The following is a 12,762-nucleotide window of genomic DNA, read 5'->3' on the forward strand; positions in this document are numbered from 1 at the left end:
CCCATGACCTCCCCCGCGCCCTGCGCCCCGGACGCCGACGCAGGCTCGCGGTGCAGGTCCGCGCTCGCGGCCGTCCGGACGGCCCCGACGCTCCTCGCCGGCATCCGCCGCACCGACCGTCTCGTCGCCCTCGCCCGCCGGCACCCCCGGGAGGCCCTGCCCGTGCTGAGCGCGGCGCTCGCCGCGGCGGAACCGGACCAGCTCGCCGTGCTGGCCGCCGTGCACGGGCTGGCCGCCGTCCCCGGCCCCAGGGCGGACGCCGCCCTGGCCGGCCTGCTCGGCGACCCCCGCCCCTGGGTGCGCGAGCACACCGCGTGGCGCCTGGCCGAGCGGCACCCGCTCGAGCCCGCCCTCGTCCCGCTGACGGAGCTCGTGGCGGCCGGCGGCTTCCCCGGCATGCTGGCCCAGCGCACCCTCCAGGCCTGGGCCCCCGCCGCCCCGGAGGCCGTGCTCGCCGCCCTCGCCCGGGAGCTGGACCGGACGGCGGCGTCCGCCGCCCGGGCCCGCCTGACCGAGACCGCCGGCCTCGTCCCCGGCCGGGCCCCCGCCGAGCTGCTGCTCGGCCTGGCCGGGGACGCGGCGCAGGACGACGCCGTGCGCGCCGCCGCCCTGGACGCCCTCGCCGACCGGCACGAGGACGACCCCGCGGGGGTGCCGGAGCTGCCGGCGCTCGCCGCCCGCTGCGCCCGCGGCACGGGGTCCACGGCGGCCGTGGCGCGCACGGTCCTGGCCGGCCCGCCCGCGCTGCCCGGACCCGGCGACGGGCTCACGGTCCTGCAGGTGTTCCTGCACGCCGAGATCGACCGGGACCTGACCTTCTCCGGCCGGGGCGACAACGGCGGGATCGCGACGCTGCTCGCCCAGCTCGGCGACGCCCTCACGGCACGCCGCACCCCCGGCGGCCGCGGCGTGTCCCGGGTGCTGACCGTCTCCCGCGGCACCCACGACGCCCCGCGCCCCGCCGCCGGATACGGGTCCGGTCACGTCCTCACCGCCGTGCCCCTCCCCGGCCCGCCCGTGGCGCTGGCCGAGGCCTGGCCGCGGCGGGTCGCCGCCGAGCGGGGGCTGCGGCGGCTGCTGCGGGCGGCCGGGCCCGTGGACGTGGTGCACCTGCGCATGGCCGACGTCGGGTCGCTGGCCGCCGCGGCCGCGGCCGCCGAGCTCGGCGTGCCCACCGTGCTCACGGCGGCCCCGGACCCCCACGCCCTGATCGCGGCGCGGGAGGCCGCCGCCACCCTGGACCGGGAGAACTTCGGCGCCGCGGACCACGCCGAGCACCTCTGGTTCCGGGTGCGCCTGCTCGCCGACCTCGCCGCCGGGGCCGCCCGGCTCGTGCTCCTCCCCCGCCCCGACCTCGCCCGCGACGCCCGCGAGCTGCTGGGGCTGGGCCCCGCGGACACCGCCCGGTCCACCACCGTGCCCGAGGGCATCGACCTGGCGGTCCTCGCGGCGGCGGACGAGACGGCCGCGGCCGGCACCGGCCCCGAGCTCGCGGCGCTCGACGCGGTCCTCGGGACGCTCCCGCCGCAGCGCCGGGGACTGCCGCTGCTCGTGGCGGTCGGGCGGCTGCACCGGGTCAAGGGCTCGGCGGCGCTCGTCGAGGCGTGGGCCGGGGACGAGCACCTGCGCGCCCGCTGCAACCTCCTGCTCGTGGGCGGCGACCTCGCCGACCCCTCGGCCGACGAGCGGGAGCAGCTGGCGCGCATCGACGCCGTGCTGCCCCGGGACCGGGCGGCCGCGGGCGGGCTGCTGCTCGCCGGGCACCGCCCGCACGGGACGGTCGCCGTGTGGCTGGCCGCGGTCCGCCGCGGCCGGCCCGGCCTGGCCGCGGGGTGCGGGGCCTACGTGTGCGCGAGCCTCAAGGAGGAGTTCGGCGTCGCCCTCGTCGAGGCGCTGGCCGCCGGGCTGCCCGTGGTGGCCCCGCGCTCCGGCGGGCCGGCGACCTACGTGGCGGACGGGGTGACCGGGGTGCTCGCCGACACCGCGGACCCCGCCGCCCTGGCCATGGCCGCCGGCCGGGTCCTGGACCTCGCCGCGGCGCCGACGGCCGGGCGCGCCGCCGCGGCCGCGGCGGCCACGGTCCGCGAGCGCTTCAGCGTCGAGGAGATGGCCGCGGTCCTGACGACCGTCTACGACCGGGCCGCCGCGGCCCGCGGAAGGAGGGCCCCGTGACCCTGCTCGTGATCAGCCCCGACTACGCCTCCCACCTGTACCCGCTCGCGACCCTGGCCACCGCCTGGCGCGATGCCGGGGAGCGGGTGGTCGTGGCCACGGGCCCGGCCACGGCCGGGATCGCCCGGGGCTTCGGCTACGAGGTCGAGCTGCTGCCCCTGGGGCGCGGCTCGAACCCGGGGGTCATCCGCGCCGAGGAGCAGCCGCCGGGCGAGGACGACCTGCTGCGCGGGTTCTTCGCGGCGACCCGCCGCGGCCCGGTCGAGACCCTGTCCTTCCAGGCCCGGGCCCGGCGCAACGACCTGCTGTGGGACCCGCTGGGCACCGCCCGCCGGGTGCAGGCGGTCGTGGCGCGGACCGCCCCGGACCGGGTGCTCGTCGACCACCTGGCCTTCGGGGCCCGGCTGGCGCTGACCGCCGCGGGCGTGCGCCACGCCGACGTCGTGCTGGGCCACCCCTCGGCGCTGACCGTGGCGGACGAGGTCTACGGCCACCCGCCCGCCTGGCCGGGCCTGCTGCGCCCGGCGCCCGCCGAGCTCGCTGCCCTGCACCGGCTGTGCTGCGCGGTGCGCGACGAGTTCACCGCGCAGTGGAACGAGGCCCTGCAGCAGCTGGCCCCGGGTGCGCCCGAGAGCGGGGACGCCTTCGCCGAGACCGGCGAGGACCTCCTGCTCAACTACCCCGGGCAGCTGCACGACGCCCACCGCACGCAGCACCTGCCGCGGCACACCTTCCTGGGCTCCGCCGTGCGCGCGGAGGCCCCCGACCCCGAGGTCGAGGCCTGGCTCGCGGCCTCCGGGGCGCCGGTCGTCTACGTGAGCCTCGGCAGCTTCCTCTCCGTGCGCGGGGACGTGCTGGCCCGGGTGGCCGAGGCCCTGCGCGGGCTGGAGGTCCGGGTGGCCCTGGCCGCCGGGGCGACCCCGCCCGAGGCCCTCGGCCCGGTCCCCGACGGCTGGCTCGTGCGCCCGGCCCTGCCGCAGGTCACCCTGCTGCGGCAGGCGGTCGCGGCCGTCTCCCACGGCGGCAACAACAGCGTCACCGAGGCGCTCACCGCGGGGGTCCCGCTGCTGCTGCTGCCCCTGTCCACGGACCAGTTCGCCGGCGCGGCCGCCGTGGAGGACGCCGGGCTCGGCCTCGTGCTGGACCCCAACGCCGCGGACGCCGGGCAGATCCGCACCGCCGTCGCCGCGCTGCTGGACCCGGGCACCGCCCGGGGCCGGCGGCTGCGGGAGCTGCGCGACGAGCTGACGCACCGGCCCGGACCGCACCGGGCCTTCACCGCCCTTGCCGGCTGAGGCCCCGGGGCCCGGAGCAGGACCCGGCAGCGCGGCGCCCCGGCTGAGCGTCGTGCCCGCGGGCCGGTCCCTCGCGGAGGCCGTCGCGGGCCGCCCGGCGGCGACGGGCCGGACCCTGCGCGTGGCCCTGGCCCTGCGCGGCGGGGTCAGCCTCGCCGTGTGGATCGGCGGGGCCCTCGCCGAGCTCGACGTCCTGCGGCGGCTGCGGCTGCACCGCGACCCGGACGGGCAGGTGCACGCGTTCCTGCTGCACCCGGGTCCTGACCCGTGCCCGTCGCTGACCCGGCGGGCGGGTGTCTACGCGCGACTGCTGGCGGAGGCCGGCTACGACCGGGTGGAGTTCGACGTCCTGGCCGGGGCCAGCGCCGGAGGGCTCAACGCCGTGGTGCACGCGGTCGCCCAGCGCTCCGGGGCCGGCCTCGACGCCCTCGCCGGGCTGTGGGAGCGGGGTGCGGGCCTCTCCCGGCTGCTGCGGCCCCTGGGCCGGGGGCCCGTGGACTCGCTGCTGCGCGGCGACGAGCACCTGTGGCCGGAGCTGGAGTCCGTCCTGCACGCGGTGCACACGGGGCCCGGCCACCCCGACCTGGTCGCCGAGCACGTCACGGTCGAGCTCTCGGCCACGGTCCTCGACGGCGACCCGGCCGCCCCCGGGGCGGCCGCCGAGGGCCGGGCCGGCTTCCGCTTCACCACCCCCACCCCCGGGGCCCCCGCTCCCCCGCCCGGGAGCACCGTCCCGGCCCGCCCGGGGACCGCGCCCGACGATGCCGCCGCGCCCGCCGCGGCCCTGTCCCGCCTGGCCTACGCCGCCCGCGCGACGGCGTCCTTCCCGGGCGCCTTCGAGCCGGCCGCGGTGTGGTCGGCGCCGACGCCGGGCCCGCTGCGCCGGCTGCCCCGCCCCGACCTCACCCACGCGTTCTCCGCCCACCGCGACCCCCGGCTGGGGGCCTACCGGGTGATCGACGGCGGGGTCTTCGACAACGTCCCCGTCGACCGGGCCCTCGAGGCCGCCCGCACCCGCCGGTCCCTGCGCCACGCCGACCGCTGCCTGCTCTACCTCGACCCGGACCCGCCGGCCCGGCCGGCCCCGCCCGCCCGCGACCTCGACCTGCCGCGGCTCGCCCGCACCCTCGCCGCGACCCTGACCCGGCTGCGGCGGCGCGAGACCGGCCAGGACGAGGTCCTCGCCCTGGCCGACTGGCTCGCCGGCCAGCGGGTGGCCCGCAGCCGTCTGCACCAGCTGGCGCCGCTGCTGGAGCGCTGGGACCCCGCCGCGCTCGAGGAGCGGGCCCGGGCGCACCTGCGCCACCGGGCCCGCACGGACGCGCGGCTGCTGGTGCGGGTCCTGACCCGCCCGGCCCGGTGGCAGCTGCGCTCGAGCCTGCCGGAGCGCTCGGCGGTGCGCGCCCGCACCCCCGCCGAGCTGGAGCCGCTGGGCACGGCGCTGGTGCGGCGGGCGGAGGAGCTCGCGCACGGACCCCTGGACGACCCCGCGGCCCGGGCCGTGCTCGAGGGCCCGGCCGCCCTGGCCGACGCCGCCGCGGCCGTCCTCGCCTGGGTGCGCGCGCTCGAGGACGTGGCCCTGGATCCTCAGGACCCGCCGCCGGTGCCCGCCGGGCTCGACCTGGGGGCCGTGCGCGCGGACGCCTATGCGGTCCTGGCCGGGGCCGTCCACGCCCAGGACCGGCTGCTGCGCGACGTCCTGGCCGCCACCGCCGCCCCCGGCGCCCCGGTGACCGAGGCCGTGGCCGCGTGGTGGCGCCCGGGCGGTCCCGCCGAGGGGTGGGACGTGCTCGACGCCGCCGTCGCCGCCCTGCGCACCTGGCGCCCCGCCCCGCCGGACGCGGACCGGCCCGCGTGGGCGCAGGCCTGGGCGGTCACGCCGTGGAGCCGCCTGCCCGCCCCGCCGGCGCCCCTGGCCGCCCGGGACCTGCCCCCGGCCCTGGCCGCGGCCGGGGTGCCGGGGGCCGTCTCCCGCATCGCCTACGGGGAGGTCCGCGGCGACCAGCCGCCCGCCCCGGGACCCGCCGCCGCCGGCCTCGAGCGCGCCGCCGGGCGCGAGCGCCTGCAGCAGGCCCTGCACGCCCCGGAGCCCACCGACGAGGAGCTGGACCGGCTGCTCCGCCCCGTCCCCGGGCGCGTGCCCGCCGCGGCGAAGCTCGCCGGCACGGGGCTGCTGAACTTCCAGGGCTTCCTCGCCGCCGCCTGGCGGGCCGACGACTGGTGGTGGGGCCGCCTCGACGCCGCCGCCGGGGCCGCGGGGTTCCTGGCCCGTCTCAGCGCCCGGGGCCCGGACGGCGCCGAGGGCCCCGTGCTCGGCCCGCCCGCCGCGGACCCCGCCGCCGTGCGCGACCACCGGGCCCTGCAGGAGGCCCTGGTCGCCGCCCGGGACGGCGGCGCCCCGGGCGGGGCGGGCGGCCTCCCCGCCGGCGGGGCCGACGGACTCGGGCGGCTCGCCCCCGGCTACCGGACCGGCCTGGCCTCGCGCGGGCTGCGGGTGCTCGGGCGCGCCCTCGCCGGCACCCCGGACCTGCCCCGGGCCGTGTGGGAGGCGGGACTGTTCGTGCTGGGTCCGCTGCTCGTGCTCGCCCCGCTGCTGCTGACCCCCGTGCGGGCCGCCGCGGCCCTGGTGGCCGGTGCCGCCGGGCTCGGGCTCGCGGCCGCCCCCGGGGGCGGGCCCGCCCCGGGGTGGACCGGTCTCGTCGCGGCCGCCGCCGCCGTGCTCGCGGTCTCGCTGGTGCGCTCCGCGCGCCGGGGCCGGCACCGGTGGTCCCGGGTCCGTGCCCGCGCCGGGGCCCTCGCCGCCGGCCCCCGGCCGCCTGGGACGGTGCCCCCGGCCGGGAGCCCGCCCGGCACGGCGAGCGCCCGCGGGGCCGGCGGCGCTCCCGCTGCTCCGGGGGCCCGCGGGCCCGCCGACTCCCGCCCGGTGCCCGGCCCCGTGCCCCCGGCCGTCGTGGCGGCGGCCCGGTCGCGCGCCGCCCGCCGGGCCGGGGTCCTCGCGGCGGCCGCGGTGGCCCTGCTGCTGCCGGCCGCCGCCGCCGCGGTCCACGGCCACGGCACGCTCGTGCTCGTGCTGCTGGGCGGGGCCGTGGCGGCCGAGCGCACCGCGGCGGCCCTGCTGCTGCGGCTGCCGCCGGAGGGCGCCCCGGACGAGCCGGTGCGGGCCGGCGTCGTCGTCCTCGCCGCCGTGGCCCTGTGGGTCCCCGCCGCCCTCGTCCCCGTGCCGCCGCCCGTCCTGCCGCCCGGGGCGCCCGCGGCCCTGGCGCTGACCGCGGTCGGGCTGCTCGTGCTCACCGGGTTCCTGCGCCCGGCCCCGGCCGTGGCGCTGGCTGCCGGCGCCGCGCTCGCCGGCGCCGCGTGGGCCTGGGCGCCCCTGCCGGGGCCGGCGGTGACGGCCGCCGGTGCGCTGACCTGGGCCGCGCTGCTGTGGTGGGTCCCCACGGAGCGGATGCTGCGCCCGTGGGCGGCGGAGGAGGAGCTGCGGCCCGGTCCCGCGGGCACCGGCGGCGGATAGGCTGGGGGCGATGACACTCCTCGAAGCCCTCTCCCCCGAGCTCGGCACCCCCGGCCACCCGTACGACCGCGGCGACTTCGTCACCAACCCCCTCTCCGGCGACGAGGTCTACGAGGGCTTCCTCGGCTGGATCGCCTCCCGGGACATGGAGCTCTACCCGGCCCAGGACGAGGCCGTCCTCGAGTTCTCCGGCGGCGCCAACGTGATCCTGGCGACCCCCACCGGCTCCGGGAAGTCCACCGTGGCGATCGCCGCGCACTTCGCCGGCCTGGCCGCCGGGCAGCGCTCCTACTACACCGCGCCCATCAAGGCCCTGGTCTCCGAGAAGTTCTTCGCGCTCGTGGAGATCTTCGGCGCGGAGAACGTCGGGATGGTCACCGGCGACTCCGCCGTCAACGCCGGGGCCCCCATCATCTGCTGCACCGCCGAGATCCTCGCCAACGTGGCCCTGCGCGAGGGCCGCGACGCCGATCTCGGGCCCGTGGTCATGGACGAGTTCCACTTCTACGCCGACCCCCAGCGCGGCTGGGCGTGGCAGGTGCCGCTGCTCGAGCTGCCCCAGGCGCAGTTCCTGCTGATGAGCGCCACCCTGGGCGACGTCAGCCGCTTCGAGGAGGGCCTCACCGAGCTCACCGGCCGCCCGACCGCCACGGTCTCCTCCGCCGAGCGGCCCATCCCCCTGCACCACTACTGGTCCGAGGACCCCATCCACGAGACCCTCGAGGAGCTGCTGAGCACGAACCAGGCCCCGGTCTACGTGGTGCACTTCTCGCAGCTGCAGGCCATGGACCAGGCGCAGTCCCTGATGTCCGTCAACGTCCTGTCCAAGGAGGAGAAGGAGCGGATCGCGGAGCTGATCGGCGGCTTCCGCTTCGCCGCGGGCTTCGGGAAGACCCTCAACCGGCTGGTCCGCCACGGCATCGGCGTCCACCACGCCGGGATGCTGCCCAAGTACCGCCGCCTCGTCGAGCAGCTCGCCCAGACCGGGCTGCTGAAGGTCATCTGCGGCACCGACACCCTCGGGGTGGGCATCAACGTGCCCATCCGCACCGTGCTCATCACCGCCCTGTCCAAGTTCGACGGCGAGCGCACCCGCCGGCTCAACGCCCGCGAGTTCCACCAGATCGCCGGCCGCGCCGGGCGGGCCGGCTACGACACCGCCGGCACCGTGGTCGTCCAGGCCCCCGAGCACGTCATCGAGAACACCAAGGCGCTGAAGAAGGCCCACGCCAAGTTCGGCGACGACCAGAAGAAGCTGCGCCAGGTCCCGCGGAAGAAGCCCCCGCAGGGCTTCGTCTCCTGGGGGAAGCCGACCTTCGAGACCCTCGTGGCCGCCGAGCCCGAACCGCTGAGCTCCTCCTTCACGGTCACCCACTCGATGCTGCTCAACATCCTCCAGCGCCCCGGCGACACCGTCCTGGCGGCCTGGCACCTGCTGACGCACAACCACGAGACCCCGCAGCGGCAGCGGGCCCTGGTCAAGCAGGCCATCGGGATCCTCAAGGAGCTGCGCGCCGCCGGCGTCGTCGAGCGGCTGGCCGAGCCCGACGAGGAGGGCCGCACCTGGCGCCTGACCGTGGAGCTGCAGGAGAACTTCGCCCTGAACCAGCCGCTGTCCCCCTTCGCGCTCGCGGCCCTGACCCTGCTCGACCCGGAGGACCCCTCCTACGCCCTGGACGTCGTCTCCGTGATCGAGGCGACCCTCGAGAAGCCGCGGCAGGTGCTGAACCTGCAGGAGAAGAAGGCCCGCGGCGAGGCGGTCGCGGCGATGAAGGCGGAGGGCCTGGACTACGAGGAGCGGATGAAGGAGCTCGAGGAGGTCTCCTACCCGAAGCCCCTCGAGGAGCTGCTGGGCCAGGCCTTCGAGACCTACCGCGCCTCGGCCCCGTGGGTCGCCCAGTTCGAGCTGACCCCGAAGTCGGTGGTCCGGGACATGTACGAGCGCGCGATGACCTTCGGCGACTACGTGCAGTTCTACGGGCTGGCCCGCTCCGAGGGGATCCTGCTGCGCTACCTCTCCGACGCCTACAAGGCCCTGCGCCAGACGGTGCCCCTGGAGCTGCTGCGCGAGGACCTCTCGGACCTGATCGAGTGGCTCGGGGAGCTCGTGCGCCAGACCGACAACTCGCTGCTCGACGAGTGGGAGAAGCTCGCCGCCGGCGAGGAGTCGCCCATGGGCACCACCGCCGACTCCCTCGAGGAGCTCATCGACGAGCAGCCCCCCGCCATCACCGCCAACCCCCGGGCGTTCCGGGTGATGGTGCGCAACGCCCTGTTCCAGCGGGTGGAGCTGTTCGCCGACGAGAAGGACAAGGTCCTGGGCGCCCTCGACGGCGAGCACGGGTGGGACCGCGACCGGTGGGCGGAGGCGATGGACGCCTACTTCGACGAGCACGAGGACCTCTACACCGACCCGCAGTCGCGCGGACCCGGGCTGGTGCGCATCGACGAGCACCCCGAGGGCATGCCCGGGTACTGGACGGTCCTGCAGGTCTTCGACGACCCGGAGGGCCACCACGACTGGGGGATCAACGCCCGCATCGACCTGCGGGCCTCCGACGAGGACGGCTTCCCGGCCGTGCTCGTCGACAACGTGGGGCCGGTGACCGAGACCGGCCGCTGACCGGCCCGGGCACCGGGGCGCTCGGGAACCCGACGACGGCGCAGCCCCCGGTGCGCACCTGCTCGGTGCGCACCTGGGGCTGCGCCGCTGCGGGGCGGGGTGCTCCCCGCCGGGGTCAGACCGCCGAGCTGCCGCCGCGGGGGCCGTCCGGGGTGGTGGTCCCGGCGGCCTGCTGGGTGTCCGCCCGGGCGCCCTCGACGGACTCCGCCTCGGGGTCCGGGACGGGGTCGGGCTCGGGGGCCACGCCGGTGGCCTCGAACTCGCGGTGCTTGCCGCGGACCCGGTCCAGCAGGTCGTGGAAGTGCTTCTCGGACTCGATGAGCTCCTCCCGGTGCTTCGGGGAGACCTTCGCCATCTGCTCCTGGAGCCGGCCGGCCCGGGTGGCCAGGGCCCGCCGGCGGTCCTCCGGGGCGTCCTGCGGCAGGGTCACGTACTGCTCGGCGACCTGCTGCAGGCCGCTGATGGTGCGCAGGGCGCGGCCCTTGGGGCTGTACAGGGAGGCCAGGATCGTCACGGCCAGCACGCCGATGATCACGGTCAGGGACAGCCCGATGGAGACCTCGACGACCTCCACGTGCTCGCCGTTGTTGATGAAGCCCAGGGTGTTCTCGTGCAGGGCGTGCAGGATGAGCTTCACGCCGATGAAGCCGAGGATGATCGCCAGGCCCCACGAGAGGTAGATGAGCCGGTCCAGCAGCCCGTCGATGAGGAAGTAGAGCTGGCGCAGGCCCATCAGCGAGAACGCCACGGCCGTGAACACCAGGTAGGTCTCCTGGGTCAGCCCGAAGATCGCGGGGATCGAGTCGAGGGCGAAGAGCACGTCGGTGCCGCCGATGGCGACCATCACCAGCAGCATCGGGGTCATCGCCCGCTTGCCGTTGTGGACGGTGAACAGCTTGTCGCCGTCGTAGTAGTCGGTGGTGTGGATGAAGCGCTTGGCCAGGCGCACCACGAAGTTGTCGGCCTCGTCGTGGTCGGCCTCGGAGAGCTCGCCCTTGATCAGCGACCCGGCCGTCAGCAGCAGGATCAGGCCGAAGAGGTAGAAGACCCAGGCGAACTGGTTGATCAGCCCGGCGCCCACGAAGATCAGGGCGGTGCGGGCGACCAGGGCGAAGGTGATGCCGAAGAGCAGGACCTTCTGCTGGTCCGCGCGCGGGACCTTGAAGGAGGCCATGATGATCAGGAACACGAAGAGGTTGTCGACCGACAGGGCCTTCTCGGTGATGTAGCCCGCGTAGTACTCGCCGGCGTAGCGTCCGCCCCACTCCCACAGGACGAACAGGCCGAAGACGAGGGCGAGGCCGACGTAGATCGCCGACCAGATCGCCGCCTCCTTCAGCTGCGGCTCGTGGGCCTTGCGGACGTGGAACACGTAGTCGAACAGCAGGAGGCCGACGATCGCGACGATCGTCAGCACCCACACGGTGGTCGAGACTTCCATGGTTTCGCTTTCGGGGTCGGGGACGGGACAGCCGTAAGTCTCTCCGCCGCCCGCGGCGCCTGTGGCTCACCGGGACCGGCCGCTGCGCCCGGCCGGGCCCGTTGGCTCCCGGCGTGCTGACGTCCGCAGCGCTGAAGGGATACTCCCCTACGCTGCGGCCAGTCTATACGGGCCCCGTCGTCGGCCCCGGGAACGGGCGGGGCCCGCCCCGCCGTGCGGCGGGGCGGGCCCTCAGCGGTCCCGGCGGGTCGACGGTCAGTGCCCGGCCGGCTGCCCGGGCCGGTGCGCCGCGCTCTCGGCGCGGTGCTCGTCCAGGGTCTTGCCCGTGTGCTCGTGCACGTCCGGCAGCTGGACGGGGGCCCGGCGGGCCGCCGTCTCGGCGGTGCCGTGGGTGCGCACCAGCTCGGCCTGGACCTGGCGGATCTGCCCGGTCGCGGCGTCCTGACCGAGGGAGCGGTAGCTGTCGATGGCCCGCTGCAGCTCGGCGGCGGCGTGGGCGGAGCGGCCGCGGGGGCTGAGCAGCGAGGCGATCGTGGCCACGGCGATGATCGCCACGATCACGCCCAGGGACACGAACGTGGGGATCTCCGGCGCCCAGCCGATGTGCTCGCCGCCGTTGATGAACGGCACCTCGTTCTCGTGCATGGCGTGCAGCAGCAGCTTCACGCCGATGAAGGCGAGGATCAGGGACAGGCCGTGCTTGAGGTAGATCAGCCGCTCCATGAGCCCGCCCAGCAGGAAGTAGAGCTGGCGCAGGCCCATGAGGGCGAAGATGTTCGCGGTGAAGACGATGAACGGGCTCTGGGTGAGGCCGAAGATCGCCGGGATCGAGTCGAAGGCGAACATCAGGTCGGTCACGCCGATGGTGACGAAGACCACGAGCATGGGGGTGAACACCCGCTTGCCGTCCACGGTGGTGCGCAGCCGGTTGCCGTCGTAGTGCTCGGTCATGGGCACCACGGTGCGCAGGCGGCGGATGAGGCCGTTCTCCTCGGCCTCGTCCTCGCCGTCGTCCCTGGCCTGCTGCCAGGCGGTCCACAGCAGGAACGCGCCGAAGAGGTAGAAGACCCAGGAGAAGTTGGCGATGATCGTGGCGCCCAGCAGGATGAACACCCCGCGCAGGACGAGCGCGATGATGATGCCCACCATCAGCACCTCCTGCTGGTACTTCCGGGGCACGGAGAAGCGGGCCATGATCACGATGAACACGAAGAGGTTGTCGATGCTCAGGCTGTACTCGGTGATCCAGCCGGCGACGAACTGGGTGCCGGGCTCGACGCCGGCGAAGACGAACATGAGCCCGGCGAAGACGAGGGCGAGCGCCACGTAGACGCCCACCCAGGTGCCGGCCTCCTTCATGGAGGGCTCGTGGGGGCGCTTGGCGACCAGGACCAGGTCGAAGAGCAGGATGCAGCCGAGGACGACGAAGGAGCCGATCTCGAACCACGCAGGCAGTTGTGTGTGCACGCGAGTTCTTTCGCTTGGGGACGGGTGCGCCCGCGGTCGGGCGTCGTCCGTGGGGCGGGGCCGGCCGGGGCATCACGATGGGCCGCAAGTCTCTCCGCCGGTCCCGGCCGGGTGGGGCCCGTGCCGGGGTGCGACCGCTGCGACCGGCCCGGCTCCGTTGCCCGGCGTGCTGACGACCGCAGCGCTGAGGGATACTCCCCTGCGCGGGGAGCACTCTACCCCACCCCGCGGCGGGCCCCGTGCGCAGCCGCCC

General features: G+C 76.8%; 5 protein-coding genes and 1 pseudogene. 4 read left to right on the forward strand and 2 right to left on the reverse strand.

Annotated features, from left to right (window positions below; genetic code table 11):
* The first annotated feature begins 3 nt into the window (after window positions 1-3).
* The 4 genes from LQU92_RS02005 to LQU92_RS02020 are packed head-to-tail and all read left to right on the forward strand — an operon-like array spanning window position 4 to window position 9,601.
* On the forward strand, window positions 4-2,172 hold the full coding sequence (locus LQU92_RS02005) for a glycosyltransferase (protein WP_230660319.1): 2,169 nt from the start codon (window positions 4-6) through the stop codon (window positions 2,170-2,172).
* Complete coding sequence (locus LQU92_RS02010; RefSeq protein WP_230660322.1) at window positions 2,169-3,467, forward strand: glycosyltransferase; 1,299 nt, start codon at window positions 2,169-2,171, stop codon at window positions 3,465-3,467. The genes LQU92_RS02005 and LQU92_RS02010 overlap by 4 nt, the downstream gene beginning before the upstream one ends.
* A 52-nt stretch (window positions 3,468-3,519) precedes the next feature.
* Window positions 3,520-6,978 (forward strand): DUF3376 domain-containing protein, encoded by a 3,459-nt coding sequence (locus tag LQU92_RS02015; protein WP_230660324.1) that lies wholly within the window; start codon window positions 3,520-3,522, stop codon window positions 6,976-6,978.
* Between the two features lie 10 nt (window positions 6,979-6,988).
* A complete protein-coding gene (locus LQU92_RS02020) occupies window positions 6,989-9,601 on the forward strand; it encodes an RNA helicase (RefSeq protein WP_230660327.1) in 2,613 nt (870 codons plus the stop codon).
* Window positions 9,602-9,716: 115 nt separating this feature from the next.
* Here the strand turns inward: LQU92_RS02020 and LQU92_RS02025 are convergent, their stop codons facing one another.
* Window positions 9,717-11,042, reverse strand: a complete 1,326-nt coding sequence (locus LQU92_RS02025; protein ID WP_230660330.1) for a TerC family protein — start codon at window positions 11,040-11,042, stop codon at window positions 9,717-9,719.
* 465 nt (window positions 11,043-11,507) lie between these two features.
* A pseudogene (locus tag LQU92_RS02030) lies at window positions 11,508-12,509 on the reverse strand (TerC family protein); the annotation flags it as partial.
* Window positions 12,510-12,762 lie beyond the last annotated feature (253 nt).

It is taken from the genome of Kocuria sp. LUK, assembly GCF_021012935.1.
Taxonomy (GTDB): domain Bacteria; phylum Actinomycetota; class Actinomycetes; order Actinomycetales; family Micrococcaceae; genus Kocuria; species Kocuria flava.

Bases quoted from the DNA above. Each gene is read 5' to 3' on its own strand.
- LQU92_RS02020 (WP_230660327.1), top strand. From the start codon at position 6,989: ATGACACTCCTCGAAGCCCTCTCCCCCGAGCTCGGCACCCCCGGCCAC.
- LQU92_RS02005 (WP_230660319.1), top strand. From the start codon at position 4: ATGACCTCCCCCGCGCCCTGCGCCCCGGACGCCGACGCAGGCTCGCGG.
- LQU92_RS02025 (WP_230660330.1), bottom strand. From the start codon at position 11,042: ATGGAAGTCTCGACCACCGTGTGGGTGCTGACGATCGTCGCGATCGTC.